This is a genomic window from Pseudoalteromonas phenolica, from assembly GCF_005886345.1.
Lineage (GTDB): Bacteria > Pseudomonadota > Gammaproteobacteria > Enterobacterales > Alteromonadaceae > Pseudoalteromonas > Pseudoalteromonas phenolica_A.
This window is the reverse complement of record NZ_PNEC01000063.1, coordinates 16,592-38,316: the sequence shown is the minus strand read 5'-3', so window position 1 is coordinate 38,316 and position 21,725 is coordinate 16,592. Positions and strand designations below refer to the sequence as shown.

Below are 21,725 nucleotides of genomic sequence, written 5' to 3'. Positions count from 1 at the left end.
GATCAAGTCTGAGCTAGTACAACTAAATTAGACGTTTTAAAAGCCGCTTATAATAAAAAACTATTTAACTGATCAATATGCATCTAACACCTCACCTATTTTCTTAGCTTTTTTTGCATAGTAATTTGATGTTTTAATATTATTTATATTTCTGTGATACACAGCCATATATTCATAAATTTCTTTTATTTTAGCTGGCAACTCTTGCTCTTCGAAAACATCAAGCAACTTTGTTGATACCTCAGTTACTTTCTCACTGTTTTCTTGTATAAGTAAATATAAATAAGACATACCTACGTACGTTAAAACCTCTAAATTATTCAATGAATCACACTGATATGCATTAAGTAATAAATTAAAATCATCTGACAAAGAAACTCCAGGTTTGGGATATTTTGATAGTTCATACTCAAACCAATTTATATATATTTCTTTCTCTTTTTCTTTCTCTTCAAAATTCATTTTATATTTGAAAAGTAAGTTTTTTGCTTCAGCCTTTTTACCTAAATTCGCTAAAACTCTCGCCTTCATTAAATTATAAGTTTGAATATGTGAATTAAACTCAACTGTGATTAGGTTATTTGCTTGTATCAATAAATCCGAACTAATTTTTTGATTATTTAATTTGCTATATACCAAAGCTTGTCTCATCAGGCTAAAGAGTTGTGTTTCTAAATTGTTCCTAAGCAATGAGAACTTATAAGCTTTATCGTAACTTTTAAGTGATTTTTCGAATTGATGATTTAATCTTTGCCGCTCTGCTTGTTGGAACCATTGTAAAGATAATTTATTTAAATCATTATAAACAACTTTTTTGTCTGCCACTTGAGAGCAAGATAATAGCAATAAAAATAAAACAAAAAATATAAGCATCTTAGTCATAAACTTCAGCCTTTATATCTTGCTTTTCTTCATGAATACCTCCTTTTAAAAATGGGTTATTATTTAAAGCTTGAAGTGTTTTTTCAAGTTCATTTAATACTTGCTGACTTTGATATATTGTCATCATGAATTGCGCACGTTCTGTATGCACATCAGATAACATACCTTTTACTATATTTAAATTATCATTGATATTGCTCAGTACCATAGGTAACTGGTTATTAGTCAAAGAAGAAACCATTTTTTCTGGTGACTTATAAGCATTTATAACATTTTCTGATGTTATCAATAGTTTATCTACACGATCTAATGAGTTACTCAACTTTTCGACTATGACTGGAAGACTTGTAATCCATTTTTCAGCTTGAATTAATGTTTTATCAGCCTTATCAACTATACCACTTCGCTCTATACTTTCAGTAATCATTAATAGTTGTTCACTGATCTTCGCTACTCTATCCAGAGCCCTAAAAAGCGATCCAGCAGATGGATTGTCTTCTTGCTGAAGATTGGAAAGTAGTGAGTTTATGTTTTCTAAAATTTCTTCAACATCATTTTTAGGTAATTTATTTTTATTTTCTGCAATTAATCTTAAAGCATATTCACTTGATGAATGATAAACCAAACTTCCCTCCTTTAGTTTTAATAAATCATCGTTAATAGCTGAATCAGGAGTAATTAAGTTAAAAGAATATACTTCATCAAATATAGGGTGCTGCTCACTTTGTAATATAGAATGTTGAGTGACAATATGCTCAAACTCTTTAAGTATCCAAAAGTTAGACTTGATTTTATTAGTTTGAAAATCGAAAGAGAAAGATTCCATACGGCCTATCTCAATACCTTTAAAGTAAATTAGTGGGTGTGTTGACAATCCTTTTGCATCGTTTAGTTCTGTAAAAAATATAGCTTTGGTCGAAAAGTAATGTTTTGAACTTAAGATTGTTCCTAATGTAATAGCGAATAATAAAGAACCAAAAAATATAAATGATATAACTGCTTTATGCTCTTTCACTAAACTATGCTGCATAGCATTTCCCTTGCTCTAAGTAAAAGCGACTAGAACAAAGTGAGTCTATAACATGTCTATTTGAAAACAGGATTTGTGTGACAGCATCATTTTTCATACTCTGAATTAACTGTAATTCATAATCGACCCAGTCGTTATCAACCTCATTGAGCGGTGAATCCCATATGACTAACTTTGGCTTTAAAAGTGTCGCTCTAGCCACTCCCACAAGAGAGGCCATACCAATTGATAAGTGCTCTGTCCTTTTATTTAAATAGTCTTTTAATCCAATTTCTTCACATTTTTGACTGACAATATTTTCTTTTTGCTCTAAGCAAACATCGGTTAAATAACGGTTTAATGGTAGAAGAAGATTTTCTTTAACTGTTAAATTTGAAATAAGTGCTGGCAGTTGAAAAATGACACCCATGTTTTTTTTATAATCGTCATATTGTTTCTTGGACATACTGTTTATATGCACACCATCAATTAAAACATGCCCATTATCAGGTCTGATTATGTCACTTAAAATACTAAACAAAAGTGATTTTCCACAACCTGATTTGCCTTTTATTACACAGCAGTCTCCATGCTCAACTATTAAATTAACATCCCTTATATAAGCCTTATCATTAGCTGTGTGACTAACATGTACAAGTGATAGATTCATGCTCACCTCAATGTATTATCATTGCACTAGTTAAGCAAAGATGGATAAAACAGATACTAAAAACACTCTGACCTACTGCTTTTATGTTCCTTTGAGGTACTTCAGTTGTTGCTTGTTCAACTTTCAAGCCATGATAACAAGTAATCAAGGCGACGATGAGCGCTGATAAAGACACTTTTGAGCTCATTATGATAAAATCAAGGAGTGTTAATTTATCAAGCAACCCATTGGTGAAACTAGAAAGCGGCATATGGTTAAACATCGATGCGGTAACAAAGCTACTAACCAAACCTGATACCATGAAGTAGCTCATTAAAATTATTACCGACAAAAACATCCCTACAACTCTTGGGACTACTAAATAAGAAATGATAGAAATACCCATCGCATTAAGTGCATCAATCTCCTTGTTGACAACCATATTGCCTAACTCAGTAGTAATTGCAGTACCAGATCGCGCTAATATGATAAAGCTAACGATGAATGGCCCGCCATCTCTAAAAATACCTGCGATCAAAATATCAAAGATTAAACTCTGTTGACCAACAGAAGATAATATAGGGAAGCCTTGTGCGACAATAAGTATGCTCGTCACAAAAGAAATAGTAATAACAAGTGTAAGCGCTTGAACGCCAGTAAACTTTATTTGTTTAAACAATACGTCAGCGCTAATTGATTTGTGACTGCTGAAATTAAAACAATCTGAGATCACATAATAAGAAAAAGGTATAAAACCAAGTCTAAGCATACGATCCCCTAATTATTTAAATATTAATAAACCCAGGTAGTGAAGTAATATCAATCTCATCAATTTGCTCTGGCTTCATATATTGTTTAGCGTAGAGCATGTAAACACCAGACTTTATAAAAATAGTAAATAAATCAGGATCTAGGTGAGATTGCTGTGTCATTTTAGCCATTATAAATAAACATTCACTTAAAGGTTTCCCTTCTTTATAAGGCCTATCTGCAGCACTCAATGCTTCAAATATATCGGCAATAGCCATCATCCGAGCTGGAACAGACATTTGCTCTTTAGTTAAACCTTTTGGATATCCTGTACCATCCATTTTTTCATGATGACCACCAGCAAACTCCGGTACTCTTTTCAAATGTTTCGGGAAAGGTAGTGCTTCTAACATCGCAATGGTTATATCCATATGCTTATTTATGATACTCCTTTCCTCTTTGGTTAATGTGCCTTTATCAATATTAAGATTATAAATTTCATTTTCTGTCAGAATTGGGGCTTTTATCCCATTTACCATCAACTCATATTTTTCAGCAAAGGAATTCACCCTTTGTTTACTACTTTCATGCATAAACTCACCACCCAGATTTGTTTTCTGTAAAAAGGCCAGTTCACTTTCAATGTAACTAATTTCATTGTTATATTCTGTTGTTAATGTCTCTTGCTTGAGTAAATCTTCTTGCTTTTGGGCTTCAAATAATGCTTTTAAAAACTTTATTTCTAAATCACGTTTAACTATCTCAACTTTATGTATCAACAATTCAATGCGGTCAAAAACACACTCTAGCTTTGTAGATTTATCCATAACTGATTCTGGAATTGCTATTTTTCCACAATCATGTAACCAACCTGCTACTGATAGTTCATGCTTATCCGCATCAGACATTTTGAAATCTTTTAAGGGGCCTTCGTCGTAATTATGGACGGCGTCTGCAATCATCATTGTTAAAATTGGTACCCGACGACAATGACCGCCAGTATATGGTGATTTCTCATCTATTGCCTTAGCAATTAACCGCGTTAGAGATTGGAACAACTCTTCCATATTATCAATCAGCTGTCTGTTAGTAAGAGCAACAGCAGCTAATGCGCCCATGGATTTCAACATACTAATTTGATGTGCCGAGAATGGAATTACTTCACCATTTATTTTAGGGTTTATTAATTGTAATACGCCATTTAGCTCATCCTCATGATTTTCAAGTGGGATAGTCAATACTGACTGAGTATGATACCCCGTTTTCTTATCCATCTCTCTTGCTGCGGTTAGATCATATTGTGAACACGCATAAACATCATCAATGCATATACATTCTCTGGTTGCTGCAGATATCGCAACTAGCGCTTTATTATTTGGTTGGTTATATTCGTTAAAAATTGAGATAGGCGCATAGTTTATATCTTTAGAGGATGTACCACCTAAATGTAAATTTAATGGTCTATTAATCAGGGTCGAAAACTCTAAATATTTTTGGTCAAGAACTGAATAAATTGTTCCTCCATCGCAGCCGGTCAATTCCATAGCACTTTGTAAAATATTCTCTAGCAATTTCTCGGTACAGCGCTCTGAAGAAAGTTCAATAGCCAATTTTAGCAAATGTTGCAATGCAAGCTCGTTACCTAAGTCATCAGATAAGCTATTGCTGTTTATGATTTCAGTTTGTTCCATTTCTAACCCTATTTAGTAAAGTGCTCATAACTTCCATCCCATTCTCTAGATAAGTTCATTTGCTCTAGTTTGGAGATCCTTTGACAGAAAATTGCAAAGAGTTTTTCGCACGGGTATCTGTTTTTAAGTGTAGTAAACTCTTGTAATGATTCACCCCAACTTTGTCGTAAATATGAATTCCAGGCTTTTTCATGAAGAATTATTTTTTCTTTTTGTTCGCTTGTTAAGCTGGAAACTAAATCTATTGGTTCATAGATAGTTACAGCCTGCTTCTTCCCTTTCACTTTTACTTTATCCACAGGTCTAAAAGCGATATGTTTGCATTTACTAAATGTGTTTTCACTCACCAAGATTTTAACTCCGTAAAATTTGGTGACGCCTTCCAGCCTTGAACCTAAATTAACAGCATCTCCCAACACTGTATAAGCTCTGCGGTAAACCGACCCCATATCACCAACGTTCATTTCCCCGCTGTTAATACCAATACCAATAGAAAATCTCGGTAAACCAACATCGTAGAAGCGAGATTGAAGCTCTTCAACTTTTTTGTGCATATGTAACGCACAGCTAACAGCGAGTTCTTCGTGATTTTCAACTTTTAAAGGCGCATTCCAGAATGCCATAACCATATCTCCGACATATTTGTCTATCGTTCCGTGATGCTCGAAGATAAGTTTCGTAATTGGTGTTAAATAAAGGTTTAACATTTCCTTCAATTCACTTGCATCCAATTGTTCAGAAATGGAGGTGAACTCCCTAATGTCTGCAAATAAAACTGTCATATTTCGTCTTTCACCTGAAACTGACATTGATTGCGGGTTTTCAATTATTTCTTGAATATGTTCTGGTGGGACATATTGATCAAAAATATTTTTAATTTTCAGTTTTTGTTTATGTTCATTAAAAAAGCTCAAACTCCCTAAAATTACTACCTGTAGAGCTAGCATGAGCAAGATTGCTACTTGAGGAAAATCTAAATAATATTGGCTCCATAAATAGGCATTTAGCCCTATAAAACCAGAGAAAGTAATAAACGTATAAGAAACAATACCTAGTAACTCTAAAAAAGGTAGAATTATCGCGCCGAGTACGCCAATTATAATAATTGATACGACAACTGCACCGTCAATCCAATCAGGACGACTTGGCAAAATTTGTGGAAATATTAAACCTTCTAATAAATTTGCATGCACTTCAACACCTGGGTACAAAACCCCAACAGGTGTCGTTCTTAAATCAGCATGCCCGACAGCAGAAGTGCCAATAAAAACAATTGATTGATCAAATAATTCAGTATCAACTTGTTCAAATATCACATCACTTGCAGAAACATAAGGGAAACTAAAAGCAGGGCCTCTGTATGGTATTGCAACTCTACCAAAATCATCCGTGGGTATCATTTCATTACCAATTTTGACACCTGTAATACTATAGTTATCTCCAAACTCTTCTGAAATGACTGAAACAGAATCTGATAAGGTATAAAGTCTTGCAACCTCTAAAGACAGTGATGGGTATAATTGACCGTTATGTTTTGCAAATAACATCGCATACCTTACAAACCCATCACCATCTGGGGCACTATTTATAAAACCATTACCTAACGCGTTTTTTTGTAATAAAGGTAAACTTGCTACATAGCCTGAAAAATCGGGAGCTGGCAATTTATCAAATGCAATTTTTGATGTAAAAACAGACTTGGGTAACTCCCCGATTTGTAGACTATCTTTATGCTCTAATAATAAGCCTAATACCGTGTCACTGTCTGATATTGTGTTGGAGAACTCTAGATCAGCATTAAAGTTTTCTCTAATTAGAGTTAAATTTTGGTTTAATTGTGCATTTTGGCTTTTGCTTATTATTTTATCTATTGGGTTTACTTCATGTTCAGAAAAAAGCACATCATAAGCAATAACTGTTACACCAAGATCTATTAACTTTTGATGTAATTCCGCCATTGTTGTGCGACTCCAAGGGAACCGGCCTATTTTCTTGATACTTTCTTCGTCAATATCAACAATTATAATTGGCAAAAACTCTCTTGCTGGGTGAAAACTTAAAGTCGCCTCTAACCTCAAGTCATAGGCTAACCCCTCTAGCCGCTTTAGATGTTCACCTTGATTTGTCCCGGGAATTAGGAAAGAAACATGTATTAAGATACAAAAGAAAACGATAAACAAACCACAAAACCATTGAAACTTAAATTTGTTCCAAAGCCTTTGCAATTTCATTTCAAAATAAGCCCTTCATGAGCAAAGATAATTTTAAATGGATAATCAAGTAAGTGTAATTCCTCTTTTAAATTATCTATTTCCTCATCTGTCCTATCAGGGTCATGACTTACTAAAATAAGATTTTTAACATTTGCTTGAAGTGCTAAATCTAACGCATGCTGCACTTGACTATGTCCCCACCCTCTTTTAAATGGGTAGTCATCTGGTAAATATTGGCCATCATGAATGAGGTAATCTACATCTTTAGCAAATTCTACCCATTCTTCAAACTTTGTTTGCACTGGGTATGGTGGAAATAGTTCATTATCGGTTGCATACACCAATGACTTATTATCAGAACAAATTCGATATGCACTCCCACCTCCGGGGTGGTTCATTTTGCATCTTTTTATTTTAAAACTTTTATAATCCCAGTCATTTTTGGTCTGAGGAGTTATCTTGATATTTGCAGATAATTCATATTCGCTGAGTGGAAAAAAACTACCCTTCATTTGGTCTAGTATTGCATTAGGATGATCTAAATCTGTATCGCCAGGAGTAATAGTTATTTGGCTATCTTCTGAATATGCCGGTATAAAATATGGGAAACCTTGTATGTGATCCCAGTGGTTATGGCTTAATAAGATATAAATCTCTTCTTTTACGCCCTGTATGTCTATTCCTAGCTTTCTTATCCCTGTACCTGCATCTAGGATTAAAAAATTCCCGACCTGATCTTCAACTAGAATACTAGTCGTATTTCCTCCATATTTTATCGTTTCAGGACCTGGTGTAGGTATTGATCCTCGTACACCGTAAAATGTAATCTCCATTATAAGATATAAATCTCTTCTTTTACGCCCTGTGTGTCTATTCCTAGCTTTCTTATCACTGTACCTGCATCTAGGTTTAAAAAATTCCCGGCCTGATCTTCAACTAGAATACTAGTCGTATTTCCTCCATATTTTATCGTTTCAGGACCTGGTGTAGGTATTGATCCTCGTACACCGTAAAATGTAATCTCCATTCTTACTCCTTTTATTCTTGTGTTTCTTCAACAATTTCAACTGCTGAAACTGTGATACGTTTAGAAATGTTATTCTGTAAAGTGAGTAAGAAAGATTCATTATTAAAGTGATATTGCACATCGACTAAATCTCCTTCTACACCAAGTTGTAATAATTGATATCCGACATTTGCAAACTGAAGATCTAAACTACCCGGATTTTCTAATAATTGTAATTTGGAAAAATAGATCCCACCTTCAACATTCGACTTTGAAATTACTACTAACCGATTTTTTGAATCTATAAGAATAGAATTAATTACAACAGCTTCTTCAAAATAACTTGAGAATTTATAAACACCATTTTCTGCAAATGTTGTATCCAATCCCCCAAAACTATTCATTTTTATTATGAAGTTTTCATTCCCAGAAAGACCGTAGATTAAAAAATCATTGTCAGGTGCAAGTATATAGCCTTTAACAAACACCTGTTCACCGGGTAGAGCTCCAACATCAAAAACCGCAACTCCAGAATCACCAAATGATGGATTCAAGGTACCAGTATTGTCTGAATTAACTACAACAATACTCGGTACAGAGTATGTTTGGCTATCTTGACCAAAGCCAAAAAAACCTAACTCATCGACAGACATGGTTTCTAATTTAAACGCTTCAGCAGCACATTCATATCCAACTGGAGGTTCAAAAATAAATTCCGAAACTAAACTACCTGTGTGAGAAAGGTATAAACCCATAGATTTGGTTATACAACCATCGCCAATTTCTGCTAAAGCAATTTGTACTTGATTTTCTAGTTGTTGAATTTTTGTAAGTTTTATTGAATCAGCACTAAAATTAGATGAATAGAAGTAAGCTTGTTCGCTGCCTTCAGCATAAAAATTATCAGCAACGCCGAAATTTGTGAGTTTGGATATAAATGCAGAAGTTATACCTTCGTTTCCTGTCCAATAAACAGAGTCATCATTGTTGACTCTTATAGATTTAGTTTCGCTAGATGAATAAAAATTTAACCTACTGAGGCCTAAAGTTCCGAATGATTTATCTGTCTCGCCTGAATCATTAAGGCTATGTATAAATGGCACTAATTCATTTTGCCAATTTGCAGCGTGCCCAGCTAAAAGCAAATTACCATTGCTTTGTTTTGCTGTTGAGACAACAAACTCGTCAGACGACGTTGAGTTAATCGTAGCTTGACCTAAATAACCATAATTTATATCTAATTCTCCCAACTCTTTTACTTTTGCAAACCAATGACTCGCGAAATAGTTATAGCCAACATCCCCGTGATTATGACCATAGAGTGTTAAATCTGATGACGTAAGTAAAACACCATGCGCCCTTAGTCCTTCATTATCATAGATAGAAATACCGCCATTTGGTGGAGACCAACTAATATCAACATTTCCATCAAGATCTAACTTCATAACTTGTACTGCATAGTTTGAATTAAATAAAGCTCTGTTAATTGTTAAATAAATACTAGAGTTTATTTCTTTTATATCTATTCCATCTGCATCTAAACTCAGTAAATCAACACCAGCAGAGTGAGTTGGTAATTCTGAATCATCATAAACTTTAAATCCTGTGTTATTAAATGAAGTATCTAAATTACCATTGATGTCTAATTTAAGCATGAAAACATTATATTCATCGAGCTGTGAGCCTCCACCTACCACCGTTTGGTGGTTACCTGTCATTAAAAGCGTATTGTCAGATAACAATGACAAAGCTTTCACTCGATTATCTACTAGCTGTTCACCTATATCTATCTGTAAATAGCCCGAGCTTTGAAAGCTTGTGTCATCAGAAAAGTCTGAAAGATTAATCTTTCTTACAAAGATATCCTTGTTACCAATCTCATTAGTGGTGTTGCCAAAAACCATTGCCTTATTATCAGGAAGTAAAGTTAATCCTGAGCTTTCACTGCCAGATTCTGCAAGAATATTAATTGAATGACTTACTGAAGAAGTATTAATTTCGTATTTTACTAAACGGCCATGAATAAGCCCGTTGTTATCATTGTTAGTGAGGATAACTAATGATTCATCTATTAATTTAAGCTCTATTGAACTTGCTTTTTCAGCGTTTTCTGAAGGGATAATATAGTGACCATCATTTGCAAAGGTTAAATCTAGTTGCCCTTGTTCAGTAAGCCTAAAGATAATCAAGTGTTGTGAAATGCCAGTATCGAGATAGCCAGAGACATAAATCAGTTTATTCGTTTCATCAAAGGTAATATTTTGCGCCACGATATTTTGAGAATAGCCATCAACAATAATCCCTAAATTACTATCGAAAACTCCCTCTGTAGAAAAGGTGTTGTCTATTTCTCCCTTACTGGTAATTTTAGTTACAACAGCTCTATGAATATTTCTGCCTTGACTTGTATCATAATGCCCGACACCACTTGCAATTAGAGTACTGCCATCTGCTAAATTTATAGCCTTTCCAACTTCATGGTATTCGAGCGATGCACGCAAATTGACATGAGCTGTGCCTTGATCAGCGTAATCGAGGTTTAAAACTACTCTCTCCGTTGGCAGTATCTCTTCGACATTGACCGTTAAAGTTGATTGTCCACACAATGAAGGGGTCTTGTTGTCACATACTTTTGTATCTATGACATATTGCGCATTGCCATTATCTATAATAGTTTGTTGATCTGAAATTATTACCTCGCCTTGACCATTAACTGAAAATAGAGAGGAAAACTCTCCGAGCAATTCATACCCAATGCTATCTCCATCAGGGTCACTCGCTATTAGAGTAGTTAGCAATTGTCCAGTGACAACATCTGATGTTATATCGACTACACTTGGCTCTATAGTAGGTGGGTAGTTTTGATCATTAATCGAGAATGTGATTGTCGCTGGGTCTGAAGTTTCACCTAATATATTGACTGCTTTATACGTGATTGAATCAGTTCCAACAAAATTAAAATTAGGAGTATACTGAATATCTCCTTGTTGATTTATAAACTCAACCTCCCCGCTTTCAGCTTGTGTCACTAAAACAACGGGTGTTTCAGCGATACCTACCCCTTTAAAATCATCATTGTTTAAAACATTAAGAGAAGCTGGTTGATTTTTGAAAGTTACTAGATTGTCATTTGTCGCAATCGGGCTAGTATCAGGCGCAATTAAGTTAATGGTTACGGTTGCACTATTTGACGTTGCATCTTCATTATCTCTAACAGTATAAATAAAGGTGTCAATTGCACTTTTATCACTGGTATTGGTATAAATAAGTTCTCCGGCCTCAGTAATAACTAATGAACCAAGTTCAGGGCTAACTTCAATAGCAATACTTTTAGCGTCTATTGAACCATCTTCGTCTACATCATTTTCAGTAACACTCATAGTAATTGATGAATTATATTCTACCGAGTAAATATCGTTATTTGCTATTGGTGCTTTATTTACCCTCGAAACAGAAACAGTGACATTAGCGACATTTGAACTTGCACCTTCATTATCTTTGAACGAGTAACTAAACTTATCAGACCCAAAAAAGCCCTCATTAGGTGTATATATAATTGAACTTTGCGAGACAGAAGTGGTTGCTTGGCCATTTTTAGGTGGCGTTGTAATTTCTATGCTTGATAAATCGATTGCACCATCAGTGTCAAAGTCATTTTCAAAGACATTTATAGAAATTGATTGCTCTTGCTGTGTATTGGCAGAATCATCAACAGCATAAGGCGGTTTATTCTCTCCGTTTACCGCGATCATAACAGTCGCGATATTTGACTCTTTTCCTTCACGGTCAGATACCTGATAAGTGAAATAATCTTCTCCTCTAAAATCAGCATTACTTGTATAAACGAAACTGTTTGATTGGCTATTGAGTTCGACATTGCCATGCATTGGAAAATCAATAATCGTTAGGGTTGATTTGTTAATTTCACTATCTACATCTAAATCGTTATCCAAGACAGAAATTGTAACTGATTCTCCCTGACTAACTATTACAGAATCATTTTGTGCCAAAGGTGCATCATTCAAAGCATTTACAATTAGAGTTACAAAAGCTGCAGATTTATGTCCATTTAAGTCTTCCAGTTGATATATAAAATAATCTTTGCCATAGAAGTTCTCTGCAGGCATGTACTCCATCTCGCCTAACTCCGATAATTCGACCGTACCATTTTCAGCAATTTTAGAAATTAAGATACCGATTGAAGTTTGTTCTGGTAGTATGTCGTTTGCAAGTATTCCAGGCTCTGCAACTGTTAAAATATCGTCTTCATTTAAAACATATTCGTCATTCACACTAATTAAAGATTGTCTCCTAGATTCTGGGGAAACAACTAACAATACTTCTGCTGTCGAGCTTCCTCCATTTCCATCATCTAAACGATAAATAAATGAGTCTTCACCAATAAACCCTTCATTAGGGGTATAAACAAATGAACCTGAACTTTGTAAATTGAGTGTGCCGTTTTTCACATCTTCAACTGGCAGTGTATCAATTGTTAAACTATCACCATCAAAATCTATATCATTCAGAATTAACTCATTCCCAACTAAAGTCAGTGACGAATTTTGAAGAACATAGAATTCATTAAATAAGGCGATTGGATCTGAATTAATTTTTTTTATTTTAATTGAGACATTTGCTTCATCTATGGCCCCTTGCGGGTTTTTGATTTGATATCTGAATGTATCGAGACCATAAAAGCTACCATTCGGCGTGTAGGTAAATTCACCATTTGCAAAAATGGTGAGTACTCCATGTTCTGGGGTGATTATAGGTTCAATATTAATCAACAAAGGACCTAAACCATTGTCTAAATCATTGTCTAGCAGTGAACCTTGTAATGTCGAAAACTGTTCTAATTCAAAACTATCATCTACAGCTGTGGGTAAAATAATTTCACTTGCAGAAATGAAAACTTGCTCGCTAAAAGCACTCTCTCCACTGCCATCAATGCCTGTTATTAAAGCATAATAATTCTTCTTTGGTTCTAAGTCAGAGAATGTATGATTACTTTCACTTAAAGAGAGCGACCTTTTGTTATTTGAAGTTAAAGAGAAGTTATCAAGACTATTAATTGTGTTGTCACTCAAATAAGCATTATAACGTATTGAATTTGCTTGTTCTCTCCAAGTTAAGTTTAGAGTCTCGCCTTCTCTTAATATCTCTGAGACCGAAATTGTATTAGGTAACCAGTTAATCACTTTACTTTTTGCTAATGAAAGGTTTCCCGCACCATCTTGAACCCATATTTGTAATTGTAAAGTTCCCGGGGACTGCCCAAAATTAAATGGATTTAACCCAGTTTCGAAGATTTCGGTGTTTGTATCGCAGTTGTTTTCACATAATATTTTTGCAACATCGCTTCCTGAAAACCCAACTAACACTTTTTGTATACCTTCGGGGTCTTCTACGTCATTAATTACAACGGTTATATTGCCTTTTACTAGCTCATTATCTGATAGGTTTTCAATATTTGCTGCTGCATTCATAAATGCACTGTTGACGACATAAGAAGGTTCAACTTTCTTACCAGACACTTTCCGAAAGTAATCGAATGATACAAAATTTTGATTGCTATTAGTTTCTACACCTATATCATTTTTAATATCTTGAATTGTTTGTTCATTACCTGCTTTTTCAGTTTCTCCTCCTCCACATCCAACTAAACTACAAAATAAACATGCAGCAAGAACTTTATTTAATTTGTTCATTACAACACCTATTTTTCTTTAATTACAAATAGGCCACTAGAACGTGTGGCAATGTCATTAATTTCATAAAGGTTAAAATTTCCGCGAATTTTACTTAATTCATCACTGAACTGCGCTGTTATATTACCTGTCGCTAAATTCTGACCATGACTCGCGTAATTTATGCCTAAGCGCATTCCTTGTGTGTTAATCAAGCCATTGAATGTAGCAAACCATTCGCCACCGCTATCCAAAAATGATAACTGACCTAGAGGGACTGTACCGGCATCAAAATCGACACTCATTTGCATATTAAAATCATTTACAGGACCTACTGATGAATTTATTTCAAACCTTTCAACTTGATCATAAATAACAGTTCCAGTTCTTTCTTCGATTAACTCTTCTATATCTTCAATGGCAAAGCTATCTAAGCTGTCTTCATTTAAAAAGTTCGTATCTTCAATGGTTTTTTGGATTTTTTCTGATGATGGAATATCATCTAAATATGCATCTTGTTTGTCTATTTGCTGTGGCATATTAACTACTGTCGATGTTAGTTCAGATAGATTATTACTTGTTTGTTTTGTTTTGCTGTTAGATGTAGGCGAAGATAATGATGACAATTGTTCAGGCGGCTTTAAAAACGTTTTAACCTCACCAGTATTATCTAGCTTGGCAAATGAATGTGTTCCATCTTTCCCCAATATTAATGGTTCAGGTAAATTCAGGTTACTTATCTCAATTGACCCGTCCCATACAGCTAGGAAAACATCACCATTAATAATTTCTACTTCATAATGTGTTCCTCGGATCCCTATGCTGCCTACAGGTGTTTTCAGTTTATAATTTTCAGTATTTCCCTTTATTGAACCAGTTATAGTTCTTAATCCCCCTGACACTAACTCCATTACCACAGAACCAGAACTTTTATCATTTGATAAGAAATATTCTTCTATGTTTAACTCTGTTTGTGCTTTTAATGCTAGCAAAGCCCCATCAATCATCTTCAATTGCGCTTGGCTATTTTCATACGTTTTTACATTATCAACCTTAAAAACTGGCTTCCTTCGTTTAAGCGCTCTTTTGCTTTGAGTATCTTTTGACAAAGCCTCAACTTGGCCTTTCGCTAACAATGTTTTTCCTGCTTGTTCATTCTGAGCATTCGTAACAAAAGGGAGCGATATAGCTAAACTAGATATAACTAAAATCTTTATTAGATTAAAATTCATAACTTGCTCCTAAATACCATTCAAGACGATCATATTCATAAATTTGAATATTGCTGGTTTTGTCATAATGGCTAAGTTTGGAGTTTAATTGCCAATGGTTAGAAAGCTTGTAATTAGCCCCAATTGACATACTTCTCTGGTCTTCATCACGAAGAATGAGGAAAAATGGATGCATTGCATGATGTTCAATTTGCTTTTTTTGAGCATTAATGAAAAACGATAATTTAGTTTGTGCGTTGTAAACAAGATACAAAGAGTGGTTTAAGTAATCTCTACCGAAGTGCTGAGCTAATTCTAAATCTGCTTTTTGCTCTCCAGATATAAAACTATATTTTGAAAAAAAGCGCTTCCCTAGATAGATGAAAGACAAACCGGCATCAAAGATATCACTATCAAGGCTGTCATTTTCAACGTTATTTACCTTAGAAAACTTGGTCATTATTTCAGCTAACCACATTTTATTTAATTGATACTGAAGATTAGAATGGAAACCAAATTCTTGTTGATAACTTGCTTCGTCTAAGGCCATAACTGAGAAAAAGCTATTAACATTTATTTTGAAGGGTAATTTGCCATATTCATAACCAAAATTAAGATTACTGTTTGTACGATTGTACTGGCTTAATGATTGATGCGACTGTTGCGCAATCTTAAAATCTAATAGCCATGAATCATATTGCGTTCTATTCCACTTGCCTCTTAGATCATAACTATATCTAATAAATTGGTCTGAAGTTTTTAAACTTTCCTCATCAAGTAAAATCTCTAAGCCTGAAACCACAACTCGGTCGTCTAAAGCACCACTATTCACATTAGAATCATTACCAAAATACACACTCAATTTATTCGAGATATTAGATTCTAACTTCTGAGTATTTGCTTTTACCAAACGGAGTGTTTCAATAATATTAGCTTTTAGAGAAGGAGTAAGCTCTAAAGATAAAAGCGCGTTAAGTGCTTGCTCTGATTGAATGTAATTACGTTGTTTAGCATAACTCAGAGCTAAAAAATATAGTGATTGATAATCCTCGGGGTTCTGTGAAATAGCGCGTTCAAAAGCAAATACAGCCTCATCAATTTTGTTAAGCTTTAAACAAATCGCACCATATATTTTATCAAACTTAGGTGTGCCAGCATGCTCATCAAAAAAAGGCTCTGCAATTTGTAGTGCTTTTAAATATTTTGCTTGATTATAGGCTTCATAGATATTTGTGAAATTTTGAGACGACAATACGAAAGTCGAAAACAAAGTTAACCAATAGTAAAAGACTACAGAGAGAAAATTGCGCCACATGATTGATCCTAACTGCTAAAAGTTAATGAATCAAAAGTAAGCAGGTTTGAATTACAGCTCTACAAACGAGTTCACTTTGTAATATACAAATTTAGTATAAACAAGATTATGAGTTCGTCAGTTACTATATTTGAAACAAGCCTATCAAATACCTGATAGGCTTATTGAGAAGAATAAAATCAAATATTTCGTGCGACTTGTAGCGCCTCGAAAATAGCTCGCTTAGCATCGATTGCTGCAGCGAGTTTTGCTCCACCAATAACATGATGATTTTTTGGCAACTCATCTTTATTGAAGATACCGTCATTAGAGACTTGGCCAATACAAGCTATCACTGTATCAACGTCAAGGTATTGTTCCTCGCCTTTATGCTTTATTTTAAGTCCCTGATTGTCAAAACTTAGATATTCACACTCAGCTAATTGTTTAACATTATGTTGTTTAGCAACTTGACGATGTATCCATCCTGTAGTCTTACCAAGCTCAGAACCAAATCGCCCTTCACTTCTTTTTAGCATATATAATTTTCTTTCGGGTCCTGTGTGGCTTTGCTCAGTTTCAATTCCCCATTGAGATTTAAACTCAGAAATAGATTGCTCTGGTTTTTCTTGTAAAAAAGCCACCATATCAAAGCCAATTCCACCAGCGCCAAGAATTGCAACTTTTTCACCTATTTCAACTTCCCCACGAATAACTTCATCGTAATGGAATACTCGCTTATCATCGTAACAAGGGAAATTTGCCAACCGTGGTTTCACACCTGATGCAAAAACAACATCATCATAGTGTTTATCCATGTTTGAAGAATATGCACAATTGAGTTCAAGGTCTATTTTTAGCCTTTCAACTTCTTGCAAAAAGTATTTTAAGGTTTTCTTAAAGTCTTCTTTCCCTGGCACTTGCATAGCTAAATTGAATTGACCACCAGCGTGGCTATTTCTTTCTATTATTTTAACTTGATGTCCTTTTTTCGCCAAATATATTGCGGCTGATAATCCAGCCGGGCCTGCACCGACAACCAATACTTGTTTTTGATTTTTGGTCTTTTCTAACGGATATTCTAACTCAAAACAAGCCTGTGGATTTACCAGACAAGTGGCACGTTGCCCTTTGAAAACATGATCTAAACAGCCTTGATTACAACCAATACAGATGTTTATTTGTTCAGATTTATTTTCTTTGTATTTATTAAAAAACGCTGGATCTGCGAGTAATGGTCTAGCCATAGAGATAAGATCTGATTGATTATCTCTTAAAATATCATTGGCAATTTCTGGTGTGTTTATTCTATTAACCGCAATTACAGGCACATCAACCCAACTCTTTAATCTTTCTGATGCTTCTCTAAATGCACCTGGTGGTACCATACTGGCAATTGTTGGTACTCTTGCTTCATGCCAACCAATACCAGTATTTATAATATCTACACCTGCTTTGACTAACTCTTTAGCTTGATATTCTACTTCATCAGTCGTTGAGCCATTTGGGATCAAATCCATAACTGAAAGCCTAAAGATAATCATGAATTTATCTGATACTACTTTTCGCACAGCAGTAACAATTTCAATCGCCAGACGTACTCTGTTCTCTAGTGAACCGCCATACTGGTCTTGTCTTTTGTTCGTATGAGGTGCCATAAATTCATTAAGTAGGTAGCCTTCTGACCCCATTATTTCTACACCATCATAACCGGCTTTTTCAGCTAATTGAGCCGACTTAGCAAAACTCTTAATAGTTCCTTTGATTTGTCCTTTAGACATGGCCTTTGGCTTAAAAGGTGTTATTGGAGCTTTAAGTGCACTTGGCGCGACACTAAAGGGGTGATAAGCATACCTACCTGCATGTAATAATTGTAAACAAATTTTTCCGTCGTGCTTATGAACAGCATCTGTGTAAGCTTTATGCTTATAGACATCAAACTGTGAATTGAAAGACGAAGCAAAGGGCGTAAGCTTACCTCTTATATTCGGGCTATATCCCCCTGTAATGATCAAACCGGTGCCGCCTTTTGCGCGCTCTTCATAAAATGCAGCGAGTTTCTTTCTATTTGCCCAGCCTTCTTCCAGGCCTGTATGCATTGAACCCATTACAAGTCTATTTCGCAACCTTGTATTTTTTAATTCTAGTGGTGCTTCTAACATAGATTAATTTCTCAAAACTGGTCGTACCTGCTGAGACATTAGCAATTTTTAACAAAATTTCAAAGTTTATCGTGCTAAAAAGACCAAATTAACATGAACTGTATGTTATATAAGCTTATAAATACTTAGTTACGTTTTAGATGTAACACTCTTTATTTAACTCAGTTATTATTACAAGTGTGTAGAAGAAAAAAATTTGATATTTAAAGGTGAGCTTTGATTTATATTGGTAAATTTTTTAAAGGCCTCTGGTCTGCAATAAACTTTTCGAGAAAACTAATTCTCAATTTAATCTTCTTTGGCCTTTTAGCTGTCATTGTTTTGTCTATTCCACAACAAAATGGTGCAATAAAGGTTCCTGAAGGTGCTGTACTTAAATTAAATTTTGAAGGAAAGTTAGTTGAAGAATTAACATACATTGACCCTGTCGATGCTGCATTCGGAGAGTTTTTTTCTAGTAATGACCAGCCCAAGGAAGTGCTAGTAGATGATGTTGTGAAAGTCATCAACAATGCAGCAAATGATTCTCGTATTTCAATGATTTTACTTGATTTACAATCATTACATGGCGCTCACCTCAATAAACTAGACACTATTTCAAAAGCTTTAATCAACTTCAAACAATCTGGAAAGAAAATAATTGCACACGGTTCTTATTATTCACAGAGTCAATACTTTCTAGCATCTACTGCTGATGAAATTTCACTTCATCCGTATGGTGCTATTAAAATTCGAGGATTTGCTAACTATCCGTTGTATTTTAAAGATGCACTAGAAAAACTGAAAATTACTCAACATATATACCGCGTTGGTACATATAAGTCAGCAGTCGAGCCTTTCATAAGAAATGACATGTCGCCGGCTGCTAAAGAAGCAAATCAATTATGGTTAGACGAATTATGGTCACAATATAAATCTGATATTGCTGAAGCAAGAAAGTTTGAAACTTCTAATTTTGATGATAAAGCCGATCAGTATCTTACAAAAATGAAACAAGTAAGCGGTGACTATGCTCAATATGCTTTACAAAATAACTGGGTTGATGTTCTTCAAACAGATCAACAATTACAAGCAAAACTGATTCAAGAAGCTGGCTCTAGTTTTTCAGGAAAAACATTCAAGAATATTAGTTTCAATAAATATCTTAGCTCGTTAAATTCACCAGCAGCTCTTACATTACCTTCTCAAGACTCCGTTGCAGTTATTGTTGCAAGAGGTAATATTGTTGATGGCAAACAGAAAGCAGGAAAGATTGGTGGAGATTCAACTGCGGCTTTACTTAAAAAAGCAAGATTGAATGATAACGTTAAAGCCGTCGTACTTAGAATAGACTCAGGCGGTGGTAGTATGTTCGCGTCTGAAATCATTCGTAACGAAGTGCTCGCGATAAAAGAAGCGGGAAAACCTGTTATCGCCTCTATGAGTTCTGTGGCCGCTTCAGGTGGATATTGGATTGCCATGTCAGCAGATGAAATTTGGGCTGCACCAAGTACGATAACTGGTTCTATTGGTGTATTTGGAACAATTCTTACTTTTGAAAAATCTCTTAATTCTTTAGGTATATACTCTGATGGTGTTGCTACGACTGAGTTAAATAATATCTCATTATCTAGAGGTATTTCTGAAGATTTATCTGATGTTTTCCAACTGGGTGTTGAAGATGCTTATGACAAATTTATCACTCTAGTAGCTCAAGAGCGTGAGTTATCAAAAGAAGCTGTTAATAAAGTCGCACAAGGCCGAGTTTGGACTGCAACTCAAGCTCAATCATTTGGTTTAGTCGATAAGTTAGGTAACAAGCAAGATGCTATTGATGCAGCTGCACAGCTAGCTCAACTAGACAACTATGATGTTATTACAATAGAGCAAACGCTCTCTGAGAAAGACCAATTCTTAAAAGAGCTTTTTAATACAAAACTCGTATCGACTTATATTTTACCTGAGCCCTCATCTAACAATTTATTACAAAGAGTAATTAGTTCGTTTGGCGGATTAGGTGAGCAAATGATTGAGCAATTTGATGAAATAAATCAGTTCAACGACCCTAAAGGTATATATTCTCGCTGTTTAACTTGCGATGTAATTTACTGATTTACTGTTATATCAATTAGCTTACGAATATAATAAGCCCAGATTTAAATCTGGGCTTATTTTTATGAAAAGAAAAAAAATCTATATCGCTTACACTGGCGGTACTATAGGTATGAAGCAGTCTTCACGTGGTTATGTACCAGTAGCAGGTTACTTAACTGAAACAGTAAAAAGTAATGCTGAATTTACACGTGAAGAAATGCCTCTATTCGATATACACGAATACTGCCCGCTTATCGATTCTTCTGATATGTCGCCACATCATTGGCAACTTATCGCAGATGATATCAAATCAAAATATGACCAATATGATGGTTTTGTTGTTTTACATGGCACAGATACCATGGCTTATACAGCGTCTGCATTGTCATTTATGTTTGAAAATTTAACTAAGCCAGTGATCGTTACTGGCTCACAAATCCCTCTCTCTCAGTTACGCTCCGATGGACAAGTTAATTTATTGAACGCCATGTACTTAGCGGCCAATTACCCCATTGCTGAAGTAAGTTTATTTTTTAACAACCAACTATTCAGAGGTAATCGAGCGACAAAAGCACATGCTGATGGTTTCAATGCGTTCGCATCTCCAAACCTTTCCCCATTAGCTCAATCAGGAATAAACATCCAATTGATCGAAGGTAAACTTAGCCCATATGTTGAACAAGCATTACAAGTCACGCCAGTTGAGACACAATCAATAGCTATCCTATATTTGTACCCAGGTATTTCATCAGAAATGGTCAAAAACATGGTCACTGAAGATATTAAAGGGCTTATATTACTTAGTTTTGGTGTTGGTAATGCACCACAACAACCTGAATTTTTAAAAATACTAAAACAAGCAACTGATAACGGCACTGTTATTGTTAATTTAACCCAATGTATTCAAGGTCAGGTTAATATGGGCGGTTATGCAACGGGTAATGCGCTGTTAAATTGTGGCGTTATAAGTGGATATGATATGACATTAGAGGCTTGTTTAACAAAGCTACACTATTTATTTAGTCAAAAATTAGAATTAGAGACCGTTAGGCACTTAATGCAAGATAACTTACGTGGTGAATTAACTCGGTAAAC

14 protein-coding genes are annotated in these 21,725 nt (G+C 34.8%); 2 read left to right on the top strand and 12 right to left on the bottom strand.

Translation table 11 applies throughout. The annotated features are described in order from the left end of the window. Positions 1-72 precede the first annotated feature (72 nt). The 12 genes from CWB72_RS18945 to CWB72_RS18890 form a co-directional block, all read right to left on the bottom strand. Positions 73-882, bottom strand: a complete 810-nt coding sequence (locus CWB72_RS18945) for a hypothetical protein (protein WP_138634667.1) — start codon at positions 880-882, stop codon at positions 73-75. Next, positions 875-1,912, bottom strand: a complete 1,038-nt coding sequence (locus tag CWB72_RS18940) for a hypothetical protein (protein ID WP_138634665.1) — start codon at positions 1,910-1,912, stop codon at positions 875-877. Before CWB72_RS18940 ends, CWB72_RS18945 begins: the two co-directional genes overlap by 8 nt. Further along, entirely contained in the window at positions 1,902-2,561 is a 660-nt protein-coding gene (locus tag CWB72_RS18935) for an ATP-binding cassette domain-containing protein (RefSeq protein WP_138634662.1), read from the bottom strand. The genes CWB72_RS18940 and CWB72_RS18935 overlap by 11 nt, the downstream gene beginning before the upstream one ends. Before the next feature lie 7 nt (positions 2,562-2,568). Beyond that, positions 2,569-3,219, bottom strand: coding sequence for an ABC transporter permease (locus CWB72_RS18930; RefSeq protein WP_171037361.1), 651 nt, complete (start codon positions 3,217-3,219; stop codon positions 2,569-2,571). A gap of 106 nt (positions 3,220-3,325) precedes the next feature. Next, positions 3,326-4,981 carry an HD domain-containing phosphohydrolase gene (locus CWB72_RS18925; protein ID WP_138634656.1) on the bottom strand — a complete coding sequence of 552 codons (1,656 nt, stop codon included), beginning with the start codon at positions 4,979-4,981 and terminating at the stop codon, positions 3,326-3,328. A gap of 8 nt (positions 4,982-4,989) precedes the next feature. Further along, positions 4,990-7,212, bottom strand: coding sequence for a CHASE2 domain-containing protein (locus CWB72_RS18920; protein WP_138634653.1), 2,223 nt, complete (start codon positions 7,210-7,212; stop codon positions 4,990-4,992). Further along, the gene (locus tag CWB72_RS18915; protein ID WP_138634651.1) at positions 7,209-8,027 is read right to left on the bottom strand and encodes an MBL fold metallo-hydrolase; all 819 of its coding nucleotides are present in this window, start codon (positions 8,025-8,027) and stop codon (positions 7,209-7,211) included. The genes CWB72_RS18920 and CWB72_RS18915 overlap by 4 nt, the downstream gene beginning before the upstream one ends. Next, positions 8,027-8,221, bottom strand: coding sequence for a hypothetical protein (locus tag CWB72_RS18910; RefSeq protein WP_138634648.1), 195 nt, complete (start codon positions 8,219-8,221; stop codon positions 8,027-8,029). The genes CWB72_RS18915 and CWB72_RS18910 overlap by 1 nt, the downstream gene beginning before the upstream one ends. A gap of 11 nt (positions 8,222-8,232) precedes the next feature. Further along, positions 8,233-13,911 (bottom strand): Ig-like domain-containing protein, encoded by a 5,679-nt coding sequence (locus CWB72_RS18905; protein ID WP_138634645.1) that lies wholly within the window; start codon positions 13,909-13,911, stop codon positions 8,233-8,235. A gap of 8 nt (positions 13,912-13,919) precedes the next feature. Next, positions 13,920-15,122, bottom strand: coding sequence for a FecR family protein (locus tag CWB72_RS18900; RefSeq protein WP_138634642.1), 1,203 nt, complete (start codon positions 15,120-15,122; stop codon positions 13,920-13,922). Further along, positions 15,112-16,416, bottom strand: a complete 1,305-nt coding sequence (locus CWB72_RS18895) for a tetratricopeptide repeat protein (RefSeq protein WP_138634639.1) — start codon at positions 16,414-16,416, stop codon at positions 15,112-15,114. Before CWB72_RS18895 ends, CWB72_RS18900 begins: the two co-directional genes overlap by 11 nt. Positions 16,417-16,595: 179 nt before the next feature. Beyond that, positions 16,596-18,557: an FAD-dependent oxidoreductase gene (locus CWB72_RS18890; protein ID WP_138634636.1), complete on the bottom strand. Its 1,962-nt coding sequence runs from the start codon at positions 18,555-18,557 to the stop codon at positions 16,596-16,598. A gap of 216 nt (positions 18,558-18,773) precedes the next feature. Here CWB72_RS18890 and sppA point away from each other — a divergent pair, with 216 nt between their 5' ends. Next, the gene (gene sppA, locus CWB72_RS18885) at positions 18,774-20,648 is read left to right on the top strand and encodes a signal peptide peptidase SppA (protein ID WP_138634633.1); all 1,875 of its coding nucleotides are present in this window, start codon (positions 18,774-18,776) and stop codon (positions 20,646-20,648) included. Positions 20,649-20,712: 64 nt separating this feature from the next. Then, a complete protein-coding gene (ansA, locus tag CWB72_RS18880) occupies positions 20,713-21,723 on the top strand; it encodes an asparaginase (RefSeq protein WP_138634630.1) in 1,011 nt (336 codons plus the stop codon). Positions 21,724-21,725 lie beyond the last annotated feature (2 nt).

Bases quoted from the DNA above. Each gene is read 5' to 3' on its own strand.
- CWB72_RS18945 (WP_138634667.1), bottom strand. From the start codon at position 882: ATGACTAAGATGCTTATATTTTTTGTTTTATTTTTATTGCTATTATCT.
- CWB72_RS18940 (WP_138634665.1), bottom strand. From the start codon at position 1,912: ATGCAGCATAGTTTAGTGAAAGAGCATAAAGCAGTTATATCATTTATA.
- CWB72_RS18935 (WP_138634662.1), bottom strand. From the start codon at position 2,561: ATGAATCTATCACTTGTACATGTTAGTCACACAGCTAATGATAAGGCT.
- CWB72_RS18925 (WP_138634656.1), bottom strand. From the start codon at position 4,981: ATGGAACAAACTGAAATCATAAACAGCAATAGCTTATCTGATGACTTA.
- CWB72_RS18920 (WP_138634653.1), bottom strand. From the start codon at position 7,212: ATGAAATTGCAAAGGCTTTGGAACAAATTTAAGTTTCAATGGTTTTGT.
- CWB72_RS18915 (WP_138634651.1), bottom strand. From the start codon at position 8,027: ATGGAGATTACATTTTACGGTGTACGAGGATCAATACCTACACCAGGT.
- CWB72_RS18910 (WP_138634648.1), bottom strand. From the start codon at position 8,221: ATGGAGATTACATTTTACGGTGTACGAGGATCAATACCTACACCAGGT.
- CWB72_RS18905 (WP_138634645.1), bottom strand. From the start codon at position 13,911: ATGAACAAATTAAATAAAGTTCTTGCTGCATGTTTATTTTGTAGTTTA.
- CWB72_RS18900 (WP_138634642.1), bottom strand. From the start codon at position 15,122: ATGAATTTTAATCTAATAAAGATTTTAGTTATATCTAGTTTAGCTATA.
- CWB72_RS18895 (WP_138634639.1), bottom strand. From the start codon at position 16,416: ATGTGGCGCAATTTTCTCTCTGTAGTCTTTTACTATTGGTTAACTTTG.
- CWB72_RS18890 (WP_138634636.1), bottom strand. From the start codon at position 18,557: ATGTTAGAAGCACCACTAGAATTAAAAAATACAAGGTTGCGAAATAGA.
- ansA (WP_138634630.1), top strand. From the start codon at position 20,713: ATGAAAAGAAAAAAAATCTATATCGCTTACACTGGCGGTACTATAGGT.